The following is a 19658-nucleotide window of genomic DNA, read 5'->3' as shown; positions in this document are numbered from 1 at the left end:
AAACAATGTCATTCAGCGGCATATTGGCACTCGGGCTGGCGAAAGAAGGATTTCACCAACCCGGGCAACTTCTGGATTCGGCGCAGGGCCCCGAGGGCCAACCGCTTCATCTCGTCTTTGGACTGCACCAGTTGGCGGGCGACCTGGCGTTTCACGTGTGCCCAGACCTGCTCGTCAGGATTGATCTGGGGCGAGTACGGCGGCAGGTAGAACAGCTTGAGCCTGCCGTTCTGGGCCTCGACGAAGGTCTTGATCAGTTTCGCCTTGTGGATCGGATGACCATCTACGATCAGGAACACCGGCTTTTCAGCCCCGATCAGCAGGCGCTTGAGGAATTCCCGGAAGACTTCGGCATTGACCGTGCCGTCGTGCAGCATGAAGCGGAATTCGCCTTGCGGACTGACGGCCGAGATCATGTTCAGGGAGAAGCGGCGCCCGGTCACTTCCACCACCGGGGTCTCGCCTACCGGCGCCCAGGTCGTCCCCGTGTGGTAGTCGGAACGGATGCCCGATTCATCGGCAAAGTAGATCGTCGCTCCGGCGGCCTTGGCTTCGGCACGGATCGCCGGGTAGATTTCCGCTTCCCAGGCCCGCACCAGGGTCGCATCCTGCTGCCATGCTTGGTAGAGCGGCTTCTGGGCCGAGAAGCCCAACAGCTTCATGATGCGGCTGACCGAGGCCAGCGAGAGCTTCTTGCCGAATTCGCGTTCGATCAGCGCGGCGATCAGCGACAGCGTCCACAGACCAAAGGCAAACTTGAATTGCAGCGGGGTATGGTCTTTCACCGCCTGGGCCAGCCAGCGCATTTCATCCGCGCTTACCTTCGGCGGGCGCCCCGGAATCGGCTTGGACAACAGCGCGTTCTGCCCACCGTTGGCAAAATCGGCCAGCCAGCGAAAGACACTGCGCACATTGACGCCGTAGGCGGCGGCAACGCTGTTCACGTCCTGCCCCTCACGGATGGCCTTGATCGCCTGTTGCCGCATCACCGGCAGGGCGGCTCGGCCGTGCTTACGACCGTCGGTAGTTCTTTTGCATTTCATTAGCATATTTTATCATGTTTGTGACAATGCTTTCTGAAAATGTTGCCGCCGACCGAAAACTGACCCACTAACGAGGGTTCTGCCGATCCAAAACTGACCCGGGTATTCAACCTACCCTGCTGCTTTTCTGAGCAGGGGACGAGGAGTGATTACCATGGCCATGATTGGCAAGGTTCGGCGGATGCACTTCCGCCAGAACAAGTCGGTGCGCGAGATCGCGCGCATCACGAGTCTGTCCCGCAACACGATCCGCAAATGGCTCAAGGCGGCGCTGGACGGTGAGCCGAAGTACCGTCGGCAACCGCAACCGGGCAAGCTGACAGCATTCCACGACACGCTGAAGCAAGCGCTGAAGGCGGATGGTTACCGGCCGAAACGGGAGCGGCGTACCGCCCTGGCGCTTTACACTGAGATCAAGGCTCTCGGTTACGAAGGCGGTTACTCGCGGGTCACCGATTTCATTCGTGCCTGGCGCCAGGGCGAAGGCCAAGGCGCTGCGGTCAAGGCGTTCGTGCCCTTGAGCTTCGAACTGGGGAGGCGTTCCAGTTCGACTGGAGCGAAGAGGGGCTGGTTGTCGGCGGGATCTATTACCGGCTGCAGGTCGCCCACATGAAGCTGTGCGCCAGCCGTGCCTTCTGGCTGGTGGCTTACCCCAGCCAGGGCCACGAGATGCTGTTCGATGCGCATACCCGGTCGTTCGCGGCGCTCGGCGGCATTCCGCGCCGGGGCATCTACGACAACATGAAGACCGCGGTGGACAAGGTCAAGAAGGGCAAGGGGCGTGTCGTCAATGCGCGCTTTGCGGTGATGTGCGCGCACTACCTGTTCGACGCCGACTTCTGCAACGTCGCATCGGGCTGGGAGAAAGGCGTCGTCGAGAAGAACGTGCAGGACAGCCGTCGCCGGATCTGGATCGATGCTGGTACGCAGCGCTTCAGTTCGTTCGCCGAATTGAACGCCTGGCTGGGCGTTCGTTGCCGGGCGCTGTGGGAGGAGATCCGACACCCCGATCATGATCAGTTCAGCGTTGCCGAAATGCTTGAGTACGAGCAGTCGCACCTGATGCCGATGCCCGAGCCTTTCGATGGCTATGTCGAGAAGCCGGCGCGAGTTACCAGCACCTGCTTGGTGTCCGTATCCCGCAATCGCTACTCGGTACCGTGCGAGCTTGTCGGCCAGATGGTCAGCTCACGGCTGTACCCGAGCCGGATGGTGGTGGTCGCTGGCGACGCCATGGTTGCCGATCATGAACGGATCAGCGAGCGCGGCCAGACGCGCTACGACTGGCAACACTACATCCCGCTGCTGCAGCGAAAGCCGGGAGCGCTGCGCAACGGCGCGCCGTTCGCCGACATGCCAGCGCCCTTGCAGAAGCTGCGCCGAGCGCTGTTGCGCGACCCCGGAGGCGACCGCGTCATGGCGCAGGTACTCGCAATCGTGCCGACTGCCGGGCTCGATGCCGTGCTGGTCGCCGTCGAACTGGCGCTGGAAAGCGGCCCGCCGTCGGGTCGTGTGAGCGTCGAACATGTGATCAACGTGCTGGGCCGTTTGAACGCCGCGCCGGTGCCGGAGAACGTGGCGACGATCCTGCAGGTGAGCACGCCGCCACTGGCCGACACGGCGCGTTACGACCGCTTGCGCGCTCAAGCCGATTCCGAGGAGATCGACCATGCGTGACCTCGGCGTTGAACTCAGACAACTGCGTCTGCACGGCATGGCCGGCGCCTGGGCCGATCTGATCGAGCAAGGCAGCCACCCGGGATTTGAGACCTCGCGCTGGCTGGTCGAGCACTTGCTACAGGCCGAGACCACTGACCGGGCGTTACGCTCGGTCAGTCACCAAATGCATGCCGCCCGATTTCCGGTGCATCGCGACCTCGCCGGTTTTGACTTCGAGGTCTCGCCGGTGGATCGGAAGCTGGTACTGCAATTGGCCGAGACGGACTTCACCGACGCCACACACAACGTAGTCTTCGTCGGCGGCCCCGGCACGGGGAAGACGCACCTGGCAACGAGCATTGGCGTTGCCGGCGTCACCCGCCACGGCAGGCGAGTGCGCTTCTATTCGACCGTCGATCTGGTCAACGCCTTGGAGCAGGAGAAGGTGCAAGGCAAGGCAGGCCGCATTGCGACGAGCCTGCTGCGCATGGATCTCGTCATCCTCGATGAGCTCGGCTATCTGCCGTTCAGTCCCGCCGGTGGCGCGCTGTTGTTCCACCTGCTGTCCAGGTTGTACGAGCACACAAGCGTGATGATCACGACCAACCTGGACTTCGCCGAGTGGTCGAGCGTCTTCACCGACGCGAAGATGACGACAGCGTTGCTCGACCGGCTGACGCATCACTGCCATATCGTCGAGACCGGCAACGAGAGCCACCGTTTCCTGCACAGCACGGCCGTCGCCAAGACGCGCATCAGGGCTCGTGAGCAGGCTCGCACCAGCCGACCCCACGACATCGCCTGAGCCGTCGCCGCGCGGGGAAATCCGCTACGGGCTACGCCCTCCGCGGCTTTCCCCGCGCAAACCCAAAAGCATGAGAGGGACAACGAATCGGAAAACCCCTACACTTATCCACAGTCGATCAGCATCTGATCGGCGTCCATCCCCGGGTCAATATTCGGTCGGCAGGGTGGGTCAATTTTGGATCGGCGCGGACATGAGTGGCAAAATCTGGGTTTTGTACCAGTATCAGTTTTCGAGACCGTCTGGCGCGTGGCTTTCGCGTTCGACCCCAAACGCCAGGCCATCTTGCTGGTCGGTGGCAACAAGGCCGGCGCGGATCAACGGCGGTTTTACAAGCGCCTGATTTCCGTCGCCGACACGCGCTTCGACCAGCATCTGGCCGAGCAGCAGCAAGCAGAAAAGGAGCACCGACATGGCAAAAAAACTTGACCAGATCATGGCCGCCCTGCCCGCCAAGCGCCGGGGCAAGATCGAGTCGCGCGCGGCGGAACTCGCCACGCTCAAGGACTTGCGCCAGGCCGTGGCGCAAACGCAGGAAGAACTGGCCGCCACGCTGGGCGTCGGTCAGGACACGATTTCGCGACTGGAAAAGCGCAGCGACATGCTGTTATCGACGCTGCGACGCTACGTCGAGGCGATGGGCGGCAAGCTGGAGTTGGTGGCCAAGTTTCCCGACCGGCCGCCCTTGGTCATCGACCATCTGGCCGAAGAGACTTCCGCGCGGCGCGTCATGAGCACGCCGGCCAAGGCGCACGCCTGAAGGCTGACCGTCTGCGAACGTCCCAAGACAGCCTGCCCGAAGTCCCACCCAGATTCCCACCCAAAACGGTTTTTTGCGGCCAGACCGGCACGCTGGCGATTGATTGAATGCCTTGTTTCATGCGGCATTCAGGCTGATTGTCGAGGGGCTGCGACTTTTCATCAGCCAGCAAGGCATCGGGCACCTTAAAAAGCAAACGGGCGGCAGGATCGCTGCCACCCGTTACGCTTGCCAGAAAAACTGGCCCCCGCAAGTGCCGTCAGGCCGGCATCCTGAACCTGAGTTCAGAGTGGTTGCTTTCCTCCCGCATCAGGTGCCTCCGAAAAAGGAGGCTCACAACAGCGGTTTCAACGGTTCGCAACCGATGCCAATCAGCATTGGTCCAAGGAATATATGGCCTTGACAAACACCGCAGGGGACACTTGGCGGTCGGGGCCGCAGCCGTTACAGATCGAGCTGGCTTTGCGGTCCCAGCACGGTATCGAGCCGTGCTCCCATGGCGTCGATTCTACGCTTTGCCTCGCAACTGGCAAGCGAATCGTCGCCTGCGGTGATCGCCTCGCCGGGGAGGGCCCGGGGGGCGGAAAGGTGTTCGTGGGCAATGTTGAGGGCCGCCATGACGGCGACCCGCTCGGCGATGGTGTTGCGGGTGCGCTGGGCGATGTCGCGCATGCGGCCATCCACCAAATCCACAGCAGCAAGCAGGGCCTCCCTTTCTTCCGGCAGGCAGGCCACACGGTACTCGCGACCCATGATCTTCACATCCAGGTGGTGCGTTTCACCGTCCACTTCAGGCGTCCTCCGGCAGTTTGCCCGCCAGGGTCTCCAGGCGGTCGCGGGCGGTGTTGATCTTCTGGCGCAGGGAGAGGCGCTCGGATTCCGCCGTGGCCAACTGGTTGCGCAGGACTTCGTTTTCGGCCCGCAGCCGGTGCACGACGGCGAGAACCTGCTCGATCTTGCCTTCCAGGGCATCCAGTTCGCTGTTCATGGGCCGCACTATAGGGGGAAAAACAAAATGACGTCAAGGATTAAGCCCATGTTCTGCAAGTGGATTGTGCGGAGCCGTGGCCCATTTTTCCGGCCCGGGCGGCAAGGCCGCTGCTATAATTACGGCCGTGTCAGGTGCCGCGGGAGGATCGTTCCGAACGCGGTTAAACGGGAAAGCGGTGCGTTCCATCAGGGAACCATTCCGCTGCTGCCCCCGCAACGGTAAGCGAGTGCGGATTTGCCATCACGCCACTGGGTTTCGGCCTGGGAAGGCGGCAAGTCAAGACTCGCGAGCCCGGATACCGGCCTTGCACATTCAGCGAAGGGCCGCGGGGAGGCGGTGCCGGGCTTTGCCCTCCCTCTCTCTCGGCGCTTCATCCATCAGCCTCCGGCGCGCGGGGACGCACGCCGGCAAAGGGAGAATCATGAAAGTTCATCGCAAGCTCTGGGCGGCGCTCGTGCCCGCCGTTTTCGTTCCGCCGCTGCATGCCCAGCAGGAGTCCCGGCTGGATCCGGTGGTCGTGACCGCCAGCCGGTTCAGCGAATCCGCCCTGGGGGCCGCAGCCAACGTGCTGGTCGTCGAGCGGGACGAAATCCTCCGCTCCGGCGCCGCGACCTTGCCGGATGCCCTGCGCCACGTCGCCGGCGTCGTCGTGCGCCCCCTCTACGGTTCCATCGGCGCCGACACGGCGCTCGACATGCGGGGTTTCGGCGACGGCGCCGCCCAGCGCACCCTGGTGCTCTTGAACGGCCAGCGCCTCAACCCCCTGGATTCGACCAGCGTCGATTGGGGCCTGGTGCCCCTGGATAGCGTCGAGCGCATCGAGGTGGTGAGCGGGAGCGCCGCGGTCCTCTACGGGGACAACGCGGTGGGGGGCGTCATCAACATCGTCACCGGCGCAGCCAAGGACCGTGGCAGCGTGCTCCTCGGCCTGGGCAGCCGGGACGGGCGGCAGTTCGCCGCCAATCTTTCCCGCCACCTGGGCGATTTCGATCTGGCGCTCTCCGCCAATCGTCAGGCCACCGACGGCTGGCGGCGCAACAATGCCCAGGAGCGCGACAACGCCAATGGCCGCCTCGCCTACCGCTTCGGCCGTGGGGAGGCCTTCGTCGAACTCGGCTGGTCCAGGCTGGAGAGCGGGCTGCCGGGCACGCTCAGCGAGGCGCGTTACCGCGACGATCCTCGTCAGGCCCAGACCCTCGACAGTTTTGCCGAGCGCCGGGGCAATTTCCTGCGGCCTGGGGTCGAGTGGCAGATTGCGGACACCTTGAGTCTGGCGGCGGAGGTGGCCCTGGCGCAAACGGCCAACGACTCCTGGATTTCCAATTTCTTTTCCTTCGACCGGCGCGAGACCGACACGCTTTCCTTCACCCCTCGCCTGCGCTGGCAGCACGGGCTGGGAACGCTTCCCAGTGCCACCACCGTGGGGGTCGACTACTACGACGGCGAACTGGAATCCCGGCGCTACGCGGCGCCCCACGGCGCCTTGACCAAGGTGGTGCGCATCGACCAGACGAGTCGCGGCGTCTATGTGCAGAATCGCACCGACCTCACCGGGGCGCTGACCCTGACCCTGGGGGCACGCCACCAATCCATCGACCAGACCGCCCGGGACAGCACCGGGGCGCGGCGCGGCAACGACCACAGCGAGCGCATCGGCGAAGTGGGCCTGAGTTACAGACCCCTGGCCGGGCTGCGTTTGTTCACCCGCGCCGGGACTACCTTCCGCTTCGCCAATCTGGATGAACTCACCACCTTCACCGGCTTCATCAGCCAGCGTCTGCGGCCGGAAACGGGCCGCTTCGTCGATGTCGGCGGACAGTGGAGCGGCGGCGGTCACAGCCTTGCGCTCACCGCCTACACCCTGCGCATGGAGGATGAGATTGCCTTCAACAACCTGACTTTCGAAAACGAAAATCTGGCCAAGACGCGCCATCGGGGCGTGGAAGCCAATGGCAAACTCGCTCTGGGCCGCAACTGGCAATTGAGCGGCGGGGTGAACCTCCAGTCGGCGGTCTTCCGGGATGGGGTCGATCAAGGCAAGCGCATTCCCCTGGTGCCCCGCATCCAGGGCCATGCGGGCGTGCATTTCCTGCCCGCGGCGGGCTGGGATTTGGCCCTGCTGGCGCAGCATGTCGGCCAGCGCTACTACGGTGGCGATACGGCCAATGTGCGCAACCGCCTGCCGTCGTATACGGTGGCCGACTTCGTCGTGACCTGGCAGCAGGACAACTGGACCGCCCGAGGGCGGGTGCAGAACGTCGGCGATCGGCATTACGCGCCGACGGCCTACGATTTCGGCTTTGGCTCCAGTTACTATCCCGCCGACGGGCGAAGCTTCTTCGCCGACCTGCGCTATAGCTTCTGATCTTGCCCACCCGCCGCCGCGCTCTCCTGATCCTGCTTGGCCTCGCGTTTCTCGCGCTGGGCAGCCTCGGGGTGGCCCTGGCGGTGGGTTCCGTGGCGCTAGGGCCCGGAGAACTGGCTGCGCTGCTCGTGGGAGGCGAGGGGCCCGCCGCCGACATCGTCTGGCAATTGCGCCTTCCCCGAGCCCTGGCCGGCTTTGCCTGCGGCGGACTGCTGGCTCTGGCCGGCGCCCTGATGCAGAGTCTGCTGCGCAATCCCCTGGCCGATCCATACGTCCTGGGGGTATCCGGTGGTGCGGGGGTGGGGGCCCTGGTGGCCATGCTGTTGGGGCTCGCCGCCGGCCTGGTGGATGCCCTGGCTTTCGCCGGTGCCCTGGCCGCCATGCTGGCGGTGTTCGGCATCGCCCATGGCGATGGCAGCTGGACCCAGACCCGGCTGCTCCTCACCGGGGTCATCGTCGCCGCCGGCTGCGGCGCCTTCATTTCCCTGCTCCTGGCGCTGGCCCCCGAGGCCAGCCTGCGCGGAATGCTTTTCTGGCTGATGGGCGACCTGAGTCCGGCGAGTGAATGGCGAATGCCCCTCGTCGTGCTTGGGTCGTGTCTGCTGCTCTGCCTGCCGCTGGCCCGGGAGCTCAATCTTCTGGCCCGCGGGCTGCTGGAAGCGCAGGCCCTGGGAGTTGCAGTAGGTCGTCTGCGTTTTCTGGTCTACTTCCTGGCCGCCCTGGCCACCGCCACGGCCGTGACTACCGCCGGCGCCATCGGATTCGTCGGCCTACTGGTGCCCCACGGGGTGCGTCTGCTGGCGGGAGGCGATCAGCGCCTGCTCCTGCCCGCGTCCGTCCTGGCGGGCGGTGCGCTGCTGGTGGCGGCCGATACCCTGGCCAGGACCGTGGTGGCACCGCAGCAACTCCCGGTTGGCGTGTTAACTGCGCTCATCGGCGTCCCGGTCTTTCTCCTGGTGCTGGCGAGGCAGCCACGGTGAGCGCGCCCCTGCTCGAAGCCCGTGCCCTTTGCGTCGCTGTGGCGGGTCGGCCTCTGGTGCAGGGCCTCGACCTGCTTGTCCGGGCGGGAGAGTGTCTCGCCATTCTGGGTCGCAATGGGGCGGGAAAATCGACTCTGCTGGCGACTCTGGCCGGATTGCGTGCACCCCGGTCGGGGGATGTCCTGCTGGGTGGTGAATCCGCGGCCCGGCTCCCGCCACGGGCCGCCGCGCTCCGCCGGGCCTGGCTCGGGCAACAGCGGGGCGACCCCTTCGCCACGACGGTTCTCGAAACCGCCCTGGCCGGACGCCACCCCCATCTGGGCCGCTGGGACTGGGAAAGCGAGGCCGACGCGCAATTGGCCCGGGCCGCGCTGGCAGAGGTCGGGCTGGCCGGTCTGGAGTCCCGCGGGGTGGATACCCTTTCGGGAGGCGAACGGCAACGGCTGGCCATCGCCACCCTGCTGACCCAGGCGGCTCCCCTCTATCTCCTGGACGAGCCGCTGTCCCATCTCGATCTGTGCCATCAAGTGGCGATTCTCGCGCTGTTCAAGGCCATGGCACGCAGCCGCGGCGCCGGGGTCGTCATGGTGCTGCACGACCCCGGTCTCGCCTACCGCTACTGCCAGCACGCCCTGCTCTTGTACGGCGACGGGGAGGCGGACAGCGGGCCGGTGGCCGACATGCTCACCACGCAACGTCTGACCCGACTGTACCGGCAGCCCCTGCGCTGCGTCGATCTGGGCGGCGGGAGGGTCTTCGTCCCCGAGGAAGCCGGCTCCGTTTCGGGCTATCCTGATGCCTGTTCTTGAGAGCGGCGGGGGTGATGATGCTACTGCCTGGAGATTTCTTGCGCGGCGTCCGTCCCTGTTCCGGGCGTGCTCCACGGGGAGCAACTGACCATGAGGTGCGGAGGCGAACGGAGTTCTCGCACGCCTTCGGGACTCGCCCGGTGTTGAGGCAAGTTTCAGCATGAGACGCCATCCCGCCAGCTTCGTGATTCTGTGCGCTCTGGGGGTGCTCACGGCCCTTCCCGGGCTGGTCAGCTTGGCCGGCTTTGGCGCCACCCTGCATCCCATCCTGGCAGACCCCATGGCGGGATTGGCGCTGCTGGTTTCCGCCCTTGCCCTGATCGGTTCGGGGCTTTTTCCCTACTTCATCGCCCGCCTCATGCGGCGGGAGGAATGACCGATCGAATGACCACTTAAGCCGCGCTGGTAGGCAGGAAGCGCACCAGCACCGCATCATGGCGGGCGATGTGGTCCTGCAGCCAGTAGGACAGCAGGCGGTGCAGGCGGCCCACCAGATCGGCCGTCTGCATGGGGTCCAGGTTGGTGGTCAACTCCTGGATGGTCAGGGCGATAGCCGCGTGGTCTTCCTTGTGCCGTTCGCAGAAATCCGGCGCAATGCGCGCGACGCCGTGGGAGCGCATGAGGGTTTCCTCGGTGCGGAAGTGATCCACCAGATACATGAGCAGATCGCCCAGCAGGTTGCCCAAATCCGCGTGGCACTCGGACTGCATCCTGGCCAGGCAATCGCGGCAACTACAGCGGCTGTCGGGGATGCGACAAACGCTGTTCAAGCGATTCACACAGGCCATGAGCAGGCTGTGCTCGAGGTCGATCTCGGCGTGGCCGGTGGGGCAGGGCAGGGCGGGGGCGAGGATGTCGCGATCCATCTGGGGGCGACGCGAACCGGAAAAGGGGGGTGTCGAAATTATAGTGCAGAAAGCCCCTGGTCCCGCCATAGGTATTTTGGCCTAGACGCCTGCCGCACGGGTCTGCCTGGAGACCGGACGCGCACGCGCCCCAGTCGCGTCAGAGGCTGTGAAATTTTCGGGCGCGCCCGAGCGGTGTGCGCAAGTGTGCGCGATCAAGGCGCACAGCACAGCCATAGCTCGGGCTATGGCGAGCATTTGCAACGCCGAGCGGGCGCAGTTGCGCATGACGAGCGGGGGTGAACGAAATTTTCACAGCCTCTCAGTCGAAGCGCCGATCCGGGCGGCCCCTGCGGGGGCCATGGTAAAATCCTGCCCCTCTCCCCAATAATTCCCTGGATCCCCATGTTTTCCGGCATCGTCGCCGCCGTCGGCCGCATTACCCAGCTCACGCCCCGGGAGGCGGGCTTTCGCCTGACCGTCGAGGCCGGCGGACTGGATTTGTCCGATGTCGCCCTTGGCGATTCCATTGCCCACAACGGCGTCTGCCTCACCGTGGTGACCCGGATGGACGGCCAGTTCTGTGTCGATGTTTCCCCGGAAACCCTGAGTTGCACCGTGGGCCTCGCGGCTCCCGGCCCGGTCAATCTGGAAAAGGCCCTGCGCCTCGCGGATGTCGTCGGCGGCCATCTGGTATCCGGTCATGTGGATGGCGTCGGCGAGGTGCTGCGTTTCGATCCGGTCGGCGACAACCGCCTGCTGGAAATCCGGGCACCGGCAGGGCTGGCCAAATACATTGCTCGCAAGGGGTCGATCACCGTCGATGGCACCAGCCTCACCACCAACACGGTCAATGGAACGGATTTCACCATCAACCTCATCCCCCACACCCTGGAACGCACCACCCTCTGCCGCCTGCAGCCGGGCAGCAAGGTGAATCTGGAGGTGGATCTCATCGCCCGCTATTGCGAGCGGCTGCTGAATCCGGACAACTGACATGGCCCCGATGCACCCCGCCATTTCCACCACCGACGAGATCGTCGCCGAACTGAAGGCCGGCCGCATGGTCGTCCTGGTGGACGAGGAGGACCGCGAAAACGAAGGCGACCTGGTCATGGCCGCCGAGCACATCACGCCGGAAGCCATCAATTTCATGGCCAAGTTCGGTCGCGGCCTGATCTGCCTGACCCTCACCCAGGCCCATTGCAAGAAGCTGGGCCTGACCCAGATGGCACGCAACAACGGCACCGTCTACGGGACTGCCTTCACCGTCTCCATCGAAGCCGCCGAGGGCGTCACCACGGGCATTTCCGCCGCCGACCGGGCGCGCACCATCCAGGCGGCGGTGGCCAAGAACGTCACCGCCGACGACATCGTCCAGCCCGGCCACGTCTTCCCCATCATGGCCCGGGAAGGCGGCGTGCTGGTGCGCGCCGGCCACACCGAGGCGGGCTGTGACCTGGCCGGCATGGCGGGCCTGGAACCGGCCTCGGTCATCTGCGAGATCATGAACGACGACGGCACCATGGCGCGCCTGCCCGAGTTGCTCGAGTTCGCCCGACAGCACGGCCTCAAGATCGGCACCATCGCCGACCTCATCCACTATCGGGCCGCTTCCGAAAAACTGGTGGAGCGGGTCACCGCCAAGCCCATCGAGACCGCCCACGGGGAATTCGTCCTCCACGCCTATGTGGACCGGGCCTCCGGCGCCACCCACCTGGCCCTGGTCAAGGGCATCATCCCGGCCGGGGAGGAGACTCTGGTGCGGGTGCATGAACCCCTGTCGGTGCTCGATTTCCTCGATCCCGGCAGCAAGCAGCAGTCCTTTTCCATCGACCAGGCCCAGGCCGCCCTGGCGCAGAAGGGCCACGGCGTCATCGTCCTCATGCACCGACCGGAAGACGGCGAGGCCCTGCTCAGCCGCCTCGCCGGCACCGCCCCCAAGGGCCAGGTGAAATGGGATCCCCGCACCTACGGCATCGGCGCCCAGATCCTGCGCGATCTGGGCGTGACCAAGATGCGCCTGCTCTCCAGCCCCCGCCGCATGCCCTCCATGACCGGCTTCGACCTCGAAGTCACCGGCTTTGTGACTTCACCTTCGGAATTGAACTGATGCCCCGCTTCGACAAGCTCTACGAATACGACACCAATCTGGAAGGCGCCGGTCTCCGGGTCGGCATATGCATGAGCCGCTTCAACCAGGACGTGGGCGAGGGGCTCCTCTCCGCCTGCGTGGCCGAGCTGAAGCGCCTCGGCGTGGCTGAAGCCGACATGGCCATCGCCACCGTGCCCGGCGCCCTGGAAATCCCGCTGGTACTGCAGACCATGGCCCAGAGCGGCAGGTACGACGCCCTGATTGCCCTGGGGGCGGTCATCCGCGGTGAGACCTATCACTTCGAGGTGGTGTCCAACGACGCCTGCCGGGCGGTGATGGAGGTCCAGCTGGATACCGGCGTGCCGGTGGCCAACGGCATCCTCACCTGCGAAAACGACGACCAGGCCCTGGCCCGCATGCAGCCCAAGGGCAGCGATTGCGCCCAGGCCGCCGTCGAGATGGTCCACCTTCTGAGAGCCCTCGCCGATGCCCGCTAGACCGCAGGAATCCGGCGCCCCCAAGGCGCCTGCCAAATCCGCCCGGCGCCGGGCGCGGGAATTCGCCCTGCAGGGCCTTTACCAGTGGCGTGTCGGCGGTCAGGACGAGGCTGCCATCGAGGCCCATCTGCCGGAGCTGGAAGGCTTCGAGAAGGCCGACAAGGCCTTCTGCCAGAAACTCGTGCGGGGAGTACTCGCGCAGCGGGAAATCCTGGCCGGCCAGATCGGCGCCCACATCGACCGCGCCTTCGACGAGCTTTCCCCCGTCGAGGCTTCGGTCCTCTTGATCGGCGCCTTCGAGCTCAATCACCACCCGGAAACGCCCTACCGCGTCATCATCAACGAGGCCATCGAACTGACCAAGGCCTTCGGCGGCACCGACGGCCACAAATACGTGAACGGCGTTCTGGACAAGCTGGCGGCCGACCTGCGGGCGGTGGAAGTCGAAGCCAAGAAGCAAGGCCGCTGAGCGCCTGTGAAAATTCCCTGCGCCCCCGCTCGCCCTACCCGGTTGCGCCCGCTCGGGCGCGCCCGAAAAACTCCCGGGCGCTGAAGGCGACGGCGTGTCCGAATTCGCCCTCATCGATCGCTACTTCACGCGACCCACGCCGGGGGCCGTCCTCGGCCCCGGTGACGACTGCGCCCTGCTGGCCCCGACCCCGGGGATGGAACTGGCCGTCACCACCGACATGCTGGTGGCCGGCACCCACTTCTTCCCTGATACCGACCCCCGCAACCTGGGCTGGAAGGCCCTGGCAGTGAACATCTCCGACCTCGCCGCCATGGGGGCGACACCCCGCTGGGCGACCCTGGCCGGCAGCCTGCCCGCTGCCGACGAGGCCTGGATTGCGGCCTTCGCCGAGGGTTTCTTCGCCTGTGCCGGCGCCTTCGGCGTCGATGTGGTGGGCGGCGATACCACCCGCGGGCCGCTGAATCTCTGCATCACCGCCATCGGCGAGGTGGCGCCCGGCCAAGCCCTGCGCCGGGATGGCGCCCGGCTTCACGACGACATCTGGGTGTCCGGTCGCCCGGGCCTCGCCGGCCTCGGCCTCGCCCACCTGCAGGGCGGGGTGGACCTCCCAGAACCCTGGCGCCGGCTGTGCCTCGCCGCCCTGGAGAAGCCCCAACCCCGGGTGCGCCTCGGCCTCGCCCTGTGCGGCATCGCCAACGCCGCCATCGACGTTTCCGACGGCCTGCTGGCCGACCTTGGCCACATCGCCGAGCGTTCCGGCCTGGCCGCCGCGGTGCGCCTCGTCCAGCTCCCCCACCTACCCAAAGGGGCCACGCCGGAGGCCATCCCCCGGGCCCTGGCCCTGGATGCTCAACTGGCGGGCGGCGACGACTACGAACTGTGCTTTACCGCCCCGACCGAGCAAAGACTCGCCATTGGCAAGATCGCCGCCGACCTGGAGCTTCCCTTGTGGTGCATCGGCGAAATGCAGGCCGGCCCGGCCGGCAGCGTGACCGTCTACGATCCGGACGGCCAGGCCATCGCCTTCGACCGCCAGGGCTACGACCACTTTCCGGGTGTCTGAGAGCCTGTGAAAATTTCATTCACCCCCGCTCGTCATGCCCAGCCGCGCCCACTCGGGCGCGCCCGAAAAATTCACAGGCTCTGAGCCATGGCCGACGCGCCCCCCAGCCTGCGCTTCCTCTTTGCCCACCCCGCCCACTTCATTGCCTGTGGCTGCGGCAGCGGTCTTTCGCAGTGGGCACCGGGGACCGTCGGTACGCTCTTCGCCTGGCTCAGTTTTGCCCTCTTTCGCCCCTTTTTCAGCGAACTGCAACTGGGGATCGCTTTCGCAATCGCCTACGCGGTCGGTTTCTGGGCCATCGACACCGCCGGCCGCAGCCTCGGTGACCCCGACCACGGCAGCATCGTCTGGGACGAGATCGTCCCCTTCTGGATCGTGCTGCTGCTGACGCCGGCCGGGTTCCTGTGGCAGGTCGCGGCCTTCGCCCTCTTTCGCTTCTTCGACATCGTCAAGCCCCAGCCGGCCAGGTATTTCGACCAACACGTCAAGAATGGCTTCGGCGTCATGGCCGACGATGCCGTGGCGGCGGGCTACACCTTGCTGGTTCTCGCCGGCCTGAAAGTGCTCCTGGTGTAATTCGGGGCTGATCCCCGATCAGGACCGAAAACTGCTGTTGCCTATGCACTTATATGCAGAGGTTGTCCCGCCGGGGGCGCGGCGTGTTTCGAAATTGCGACTTGAAACCCTGATGGGCTCATGGGATTGAGGGCTGTCGGAGGTGCTGCGAAAATTGACAGCTGCTCCAGGGTTGAGCATTTTGCTCCCCGTGTTCCGGGGCTCCCGACGGCGTCGTCACTGGGGGAAAACTGCGGCCGAGCGCAATTTGCAAGAAAAGGAGCGATTGTTCGCTTGCGCCGGCAAATTTGGGGCATAATTTTTGCACCCCCGTTTTGTCCCAAACCGCGGCCGCGTTCTCCGTGAACCGTCTCCCGCGGTTTCCGATAAGCGTTCCGAACAATACTGTCGAGGAGACGTCATGCAAAAGTCGCTTCACATTGACCCCGTCAAGTGTACGGGTTGTCTGCAGTGCGAGATGGCCTGCTCATTCGAGCACACGGGAGTCGTCAATCCCTCCAAGTCCCGCATCAAGGTTTTCAATTTCGAACACGAGGGCCGCAAGGTTCCCTACACCTGTACGCAGTGTTCCGACGCCTGGTGCATGCATTCTTGCCCGGTCGAGGCCATCGTCCTCGATTCCGCCACCGGCGCCAAGGTCGTGAAGGAAGCCACCTGTGTCGGCTGCAAGGTGTGCACCATTGCCTGCCCCTTCGGTACGGTTAACTACATGGCTGATGTGGGCAAGGTGCAGAAGTGTGACTTGTGCGGCGGCGACCCGGAGTGCGCCAAGGCCTGCCCCACCGGCGCCATCACCTATATCGACTCGGAAGGCACCGGCCTCGACCGCATGCGCGCGTGGGCTGCCAAGTCCCTTCCCGCCGCTGCCTAAGGAGAACAAGCATGAGCTGGAACAGAAAAATCCTCCGCGTCAATCTGACGGCCGGAACCTGCACCCCCGAACCCCTGAACATGAAGTGGGCCGACGAATATCTCGGCTCCCGGGGCCTCGGCACCAAGTATCTGTACGAGGAAACCGACCCCACCGTCGATCCCCTCTCGCCCGAAAACAAGATGATCATGGCCACCGGCCCGCTGACCGGCACCATGGCCTCCACCGGCGGCCGCTACACGGTCATCACCAAGGGACCGCTGACCAACGCCATCGCCTGCTCCAATTCTGGCGGCTTCTTCGGCGCCGAAATGAAGTTCGCCGGTTGGGACATGATCATTTTCGAAGGCAAGTCCCCCAAGCCCGTCTACCTTTACGTCGAGAACGACACCGCCGAACTGCGCGACGCTTCCCACCTGTGGGGCAAGACCTGCTGGGAAACCGAGGAAATGATCAAGACGGCCCACCAGGATCCGCAAATCCGCGTGTCGTCCATCGGCCGCGCCGGCGAGAATCTGGTGCTCTTCTCCTGCATCGTCAATGACCTGCACCGGGCCGCCGGCCGTTCCGGCGTCGGCGCCGTGATGGGGTCCAAGAACCTCAAGGCCGTCGCCCTGCGCGGCACCAAGGGGGTTTCGGGTATCAAGGATTACCCGGCCTTCAAGCAGGCCGCCGACGCTGGCAAGAAGGTGCTCAAGGACAACGCCGTCACCGGCCAGGGCCTGCCCACCTACGGCACCCAGGTGCTGATGAACGTGATCAACGAAATCGGCGCCCTGCCCACCCGCAACCACCGCGACGTGCAGTTCGAGGAAGCCTCCAAGATTTCCGCCGAGGCCATGCACGAAGTACGCCCCACCGACGGCAAGAAGCATCTGGTCACCAACCAGGCCTGCTTCGGCTGCACCATCGCTTGCGGCCGGGTATCGCAGTTGGACAAGGGCCACTTCACGGTCGAGAACAAGCCGCAGTACTGGGGTGCGTCCGGTGGCCTGGAATACGAGGCCGCCTGGGCGCTGGGCGCCGCCAACGGCGTCGGTGACCTGGAAGCCCTCCAGTACGCCAACATGCTGTGCAACGAGGACGGCATGGACCCCATCACCTTCGGCGCCACCGTCGGTGCGGTGATGGAACTCTACGAAATGGGCGTCATCACCAAGGAAGAACTGGGAATGGATTCCCCCTTCGGTTCCGCCCAGGCCCTGGCCTACCTGGCTGAAATCACCGCCCGCGGCGAAGGCTTCGGCAAGATTCTCGGCCAGGGTTCCAAGCGGGTGACCGCCAAGTATGGTCATCCCGACCTGACCATGAGCGTCAAGGGCCTGGAATTCCCCGCCTACGACGGTCGCGGCATCCAGGGTATCGGCCTCAACTACGCCACCTCCAACCGCGGCGCCTGCCACGTGCGGGGCTACACCGTGGCTTCCGAAGTGCTGGGCATCCCGGTCAAGACTGAACCCACCGCCACCGAAGGCAAGCCCGAGCTGGTCAAGGCCTTCCAGGATGCCACCACGGTCTTCGACTCCGCTGGCATCTGCCTCTTCACCTCCTTCGCCTGGTCGGTGGCCGACGTGCAGCCCCAGGTCCAGGCCGCCTGCGACGGCGACTGGTCGATGGAGAAGATGACCGTCATGGGAGAGCGTATCTACAACCTGGAGCGCCTGTACAACCTCAAGGCCGGCTTCACCCGCAAGGACGACGACCTGCCCAAGCGGCTCAAGACTGAGCCGTGCAAGACCGGTCCGGCCAAGGGTGTCGTCAGCGGCATCGACAAGATGCTGCCCCTGTACTACCAGGTGCGCGGCTGGGACGCCGAGGGTGTGCCCACCGCCGAAACCCGGGCGCGACTGGGCCTGTAACGCCAACCCCGCCCGCCTCCGCTTGCGCTATGCTGGCAGCGGATCGGGTCATCAGGGCGCCCGCCGCGAGGCGGGCGTCCTCGTCTTGAAGTCGAGCGAGGACAACAATGAAATATCTCATTCTCGGAAACGGGCCGGCCGGCGTGGTCGCCGCCGAAACCCTGCGCCGCACCGACAAGGCCGGCGAGATCGTCATGGTGGGCAGTGAAGGCCTGCCGCCCTATTCCCGCATGGCCATTCCCTACTACCTGGAAGGCAATATCGGCGAGCCGGGCATGTACCTGCGCAAGAGTTCCGACCATTTCGCCAGCCTCGGCATTACCGAGCGTGCCGGCAAGGTCGTGCGTCTGGATACCGATGCCCGCACCGTGCACTACGCCGACGGAGCCAGCGAGACCTACGACCGGCTGCTCATCGCCACCGGTTCGCGGCCTTTTCAGCCCCCCATTCCCGGCATCAAGCGGCCCCAGGTCCAGAACTGCTGGACCATGACCGATGCCCGAGCCATCGCCGCCCTGACCAAGCCGGGCAGCCGCGTCCTGCAATTGGGTGCCGGCTTCATCGGCTGCATCATCATGGAAGCCCTGGCCGCCCGCGGCGTCGAACTCACCATCGTCGAAATGGGTGACCGCATGGTGCCCCGCATGATGACCGCCAAGGCCGGCAACATGATTTCGAAGTGGGTCGAGAAGAAGGGCATCCGCGTGCGCACCTCCGCAGGCGTCAAGAGCATCGACGACGGCACCGGAGACGCCCCCCTGGCGGTGACCCTCACCACAGGCGAAGTGCTGCCCTGCGACGTAGTCATCGTCGCCGCCGGCGTGGTCCCCAACCTCGATTTCCTGCAAGGCACCCCGATTCAGCAGGGCCGCGGGATCCGCGTCGACGACGGCATGCGCACCAATGTCGAGGGCGTCTTCGCCGCGGGCGACGTGGCCGAAGGCCGCGACTTCTTCTCCGGCGAGCCTCTGGTGTCCGCCATCCAGCCCAACGCGGCCGATCAGGCCCGCGTCGCGGCCGTCAACATGGCCGGGGGCAATGCCCTCCTGCCCGGTGTGCTGCCCATCAACGTGCTGGCCACCCTGGGTCTCATCTCGACCTCTTTCGGGCAATGGTGGGGCATGGAGGGCGGCGACAGCGTGGAGCACTGCGACGAGGAACACTCCCACTACATCAGCCTGCAATTCAAGGACGATGTTCTGGTGGGCGCCACCAGCGTCGGCATTACCCAGCATGTGGGCTGCCTGCGGGGGCTCATCCAGTCGCGGACCAAGCTCGGTCACTGGAAGGACGTTCTGAAACACTCCCCGACCCGCTTCATGGAAGCGTATCTCGGCATCCATCAGAACGCCCGGGCCGACATGGTGAGCGCCTGATTCCTCCCTCATGCGCATCACGCTGAAGCTCTACGCGACCCTGACCGATTACCTGCCCGCCCCGCGGGTGGGTAACAAGGCCGAGATCGACATCGCCGAGGGCAGTACTGTCCAGCAGGCCCTGGACAGCTTCGCCCTGCCGGCGAAACTCACCCATCTGGTTCTGATCGACGGCGCCTACGTGGCGCCAGACGACCGGGCCGGGCGCGTCCTCAAGGACGGCGAGGTTCTTGCGGTCTGGCCTCCCGTCGCCGGGGGCTGATTGGCCCTCCCCTGGAGCGGCGACTCCCGGCGGACGATGACCGCGACGCCGGCCGAATTTGTCTCTTCCCTCAGTACCGCCTTTCCCGGTGCCGTCATTGCGGGGGCAGGCTGGGCAGAGTTAGCCGGCGAGGCGGCGCGCCTGCGCTTCGCCTTCACCCCCATCGCGCCGCTCTGCCTCGGTGCCCTGAACCTCGCCCGCATGGAAGTCGTGGTGAGCGTTCTTGCGGGCAATGCCGCCGATGCCAGGGCCCTGGTGGAGGCGGTCGATAGGGCGACCCAGCGTGGCGGTGGGTAAAAAGCCGAGGGACTTTCCCTGGCTTTCAGATCG

Annotated in this window: 22 protein-coding genes, 1 other RNA gene, 1 pseudogene and 1 riboswitch; of the genes and pseudogenes, 19 read left to right on the top strand and 5 right to left on the bottom strand. The window is 65.4% G+C overall.

Annotated elements, in window-relative coordinates; genetic code table 11:
- Positions 1–8: 8 nt before the first annotated feature.
- The gene (locus tag IPM73_17395; protein ID MBK8919759.1) at positions 9–1043 is read right to left on the bottom strand and encodes an IS630 family transposase; all 1035 of its coding nucleotides are present in this window, start codon (positions 1041–1043) and stop codon (positions 9–11) included.
- Between the two features lie 154 nt (positions 1044–1197).
- Here IPM73_17395 and IPM73_17390 point away from each other — a divergent pair.
- The 4 genes and pseudogenes from IPM73_17390 to IPM73_17375 all read left to right on the top strand — a co-directional run bounded on the left by IPM73_17390 (position 1198) and on the right by IPM73_17375 (position 4267).
- Positions 1198–2720, top strand: a pseudogene (locus IPM73_17390) (IS21 family transposase).
- Positions 2713–3507: an ATP-binding protein gene (locus tag IPM73_17385; GenBank protein ID MBK8919758.1), complete on the top strand. Its 795-nt coding sequence runs from the start codon at positions 2713–2715 to the stop codon at positions 3505–3507. The pseudogene IPM73_17390 and the gene IPM73_17385 overlap by 8 nt, the downstream one beginning before the upstream one ends.
- Positions 3508–3645: 138 nt before the next feature.
- On the top strand, positions 3646–3936 hold the full coding sequence (locus tag IPM73_17380; GenBank protein ID MBK8919757.1) for a type II toxin-antitoxin system RelE/ParE family toxin: 291 nt from the start codon (positions 3646–3648) through the stop codon (positions 3934–3936).
- A complete protein-coding gene (locus IPM73_17375; GenBank protein ID MBK8919756.1) occupies positions 3920–4267 on the top strand; it encodes an XRE family transcriptional regulator in 348 nt (115 codons plus the stop codon). The genes IPM73_17380 and IPM73_17375 overlap by 17 nt, the downstream gene beginning before the upstream one ends.
- A 240-nt stretch (positions 4268–4507) precedes the next feature.
- On the opposite strand, the gene ssrS is transcribed toward IPM73_17375, so the two are convergent.
- The 3 genes from ssrS to IPM73_17360 form a co-directional block, all read right to left on the bottom strand.
- Positions 4508–4688: non-coding RNA, 6S RNA (ssrS, locus tag IPM73_17370), on the bottom strand.
- Positions 4689–4711: 23 nt separating this feature from the next.
- On the bottom strand, positions 4712–5020 hold the full coding sequence (locus IPM73_17365) for a cell division protein ZapA (protein ID MBK8919755.1): 309 nt from the start codon (positions 5018–5020) through the stop codon (positions 4712–4714).
- A 37-nt stretch (positions 5021–5057) separates the two neighbouring features.
- The gene (locus IPM73_17360; GenBank protein ID MBK8919754.1) at positions 5058–5255 is read right to left on the bottom strand and encodes a hypothetical protein; all 198 of its coding nucleotides are present in this window, start codon (positions 5253–5255) and stop codon (positions 5058–5060) included.
- 115 nt (positions 5256–5370) lie between these two features.
- Positions 5371–5580, top strand: a riboswitch (cobalamin riboswitch).
- Between the two features lie 99 nt (positions 5581–5679).
- Here IPM73_17360 and IPM73_17355 point away from each other — a divergent pair.
- The 4 genes from IPM73_17355 to IPM73_17340 all read left to right on the top strand — a co-directional run bounded on the left by IPM73_17355 (position 5680) and on the right by IPM73_17340 (position 9788).
- Positions 5680–7623: a TonB-dependent receptor gene (locus IPM73_17355; GenBank protein MBK8919753.1), complete on the top strand. Its 1944-nt coding sequence runs from the start codon at positions 5680–5682 to the stop codon at positions 7621–7623.
- A 2-nt stretch (positions 7624–7625) separates the two neighbouring features.
- On the top strand, positions 7626–8603 hold the full coding sequence (locus tag IPM73_17350; GenBank protein MBK8919752.1) for an iron ABC transporter permease: 978 nt from the start codon (positions 7626–7628) through the stop codon (positions 8601–8603).
- On the top strand, positions 8600–9412 hold the full coding sequence (locus IPM73_17345) for an ABC transporter ATP-binding protein (protein MBK8919751.1): 813 nt from the start codon (positions 8600–8602) through the stop codon (positions 9410–9412). The genes IPM73_17350 and IPM73_17345 overlap by 4 nt, the downstream gene beginning before the upstream one ends.
- A gap of 160 nt (positions 9413–9572) precedes the next feature.
- Entirely contained in the window at positions 9573–9788 is a 216-nt protein-coding gene (locus IPM73_17340; protein ID MBK8919750.1) for a hypothetical protein, read from the top strand.
- Positions 9789–9804: 16 nt separating this feature from the next.
- Here IPM73_17340 and IPM73_17335 read toward each other — a convergent pair whose 3' ends face one another.
- Positions 9805–10278: a hemerythrin family protein gene (locus tag IPM73_17335; protein ID MBK8919749.1), complete on the bottom strand. Its 474-nt coding sequence runs from the start codon at positions 10276–10278 to the stop codon at positions 9805–9807.
- A 384-nt stretch (positions 10279–10662) separates the two neighbouring features.
- Between IPM73_17335 and IPM73_17330 the strand changes: the two genes are divergently transcribed.
- The 11 genes from IPM73_17330 to IPM73_17280 all read left to right on the top strand — a co-directional run bounded on the left by IPM73_17330 (position 10663) and on the right by IPM73_17280 (position 19625).
- Complete coding sequence (locus tag IPM73_17330; GenBank protein MBK8919748.1) at positions 10663–11253, top strand: riboflavin synthase; 591 nt, start codon at positions 10663–10665, stop codon at positions 11251–11253.
- A gap of 10 nt (positions 11254–11263) precedes the next feature.
- Positions 11264–12370, top strand: a complete 1107-nt coding sequence (gene ribB, locus IPM73_17325; protein ID MBK8919747.1) for a 3,4-dihydroxy-2-butanone-4-phosphate synthase — start codon at positions 11264–11266, stop codon at positions 12368–12370.
- Entirely contained in the window at positions 12370–12849 is a 480-nt protein-coding gene (locus tag IPM73_17320; GenBank protein MBK8919746.1) for a 6,7-dimethyl-8-ribityllumazine synthase, read from the top strand. Before ribB ends, IPM73_17320 begins: the two co-directional genes overlap by 1 nt.
- A complete protein-coding gene (gene nusB / locus IPM73_17315; GenBank protein MBK8919745.1) occupies positions 12839–13318 on the top strand; it encodes a transcription antitermination factor NusB in 480 nt (159 codons plus the stop codon). Before IPM73_17320 ends, nusB begins: the two co-directional genes overlap by 11 nt.
- A gap of 94 nt (positions 13319–13412) precedes the next feature.
- A complete protein-coding gene (gene thiL, locus IPM73_17310) occupies positions 13413–14384 on the top strand; it encodes a thiamine-phosphate kinase (protein MBK8919744.1) in 972 nt (323 codons plus the stop codon).
- Positions 14385–14471: 87 nt separating this feature from the next.
- Entirely contained in the window at positions 14472–14960 is a 489-nt protein-coding gene (locus IPM73_17305) for a phosphatidylglycerophosphatase A (GenBank protein ID MBK8919743.1), read from the top strand.
- A gap of 400 nt (positions 14961–15360) precedes the next feature.
- Positions 15361–15831: a 4Fe-4S dicluster domain-containing protein gene (locus IPM73_17300; GenBank protein ID MBK8919742.1), complete on the top strand. Its 471-nt coding sequence runs from the start codon at positions 15361–15363 to the stop codon at positions 15829–15831.
- 11 nt (positions 15832–15842) lie between these two features.
- Positions 15843–17690 (top strand): aldehyde ferredoxin oxidoreductase family protein, encoded by a 1848-nt coding sequence (locus IPM73_17295; protein ID MBK8919741.1) that lies wholly within the window; start codon positions 15843–15845, stop codon positions 17688–17690.
- A gap of 107 nt (positions 17691–17797) precedes the next feature.
- Positions 17798–19066 carry an NAD(P)/FAD-dependent oxidoreductase gene (locus IPM73_17290; protein MBK8919740.1) on the top strand — a complete coding sequence of 423 codons (1269 nt, stop codon included), beginning with the start codon at positions 17798–17800 and terminating at the stop codon, positions 19064–19066.
- A 10-nt stretch (positions 19067–19076) separates the two neighbouring features.
- Entirely contained in the window at positions 19077–19328 is a 252-nt protein-coding gene (locus IPM73_17285; protein MBK8919739.1) for a MoaD/ThiS family protein, read from the top strand.
- A complete protein-coding gene (locus IPM73_17280) occupies positions 19329–19625 on the top strand; it encodes a hypothetical protein (protein MBK8919738.1) in 297 nt (98 codons plus the stop codon). It begins immediately after the preceding gene.
- The last annotated feature ends 33 nt before the right edge of the window (positions 19626–19658 follow it).

Source organism: Betaproteobacteria bacterium (genome assembly GCA_016720065.1).
In the GTDB taxonomy this organism is placed as follows: domain Bacteria; phylum Pseudomonadota; class Gammaproteobacteria; order Burkholderiales; family Rhodocyclaceae; genus SSSZ01.
Note: the sequence above shows the minus strand (reverse complement) of the source record. Positions and strands in the feature narration are given on the sequence as shown.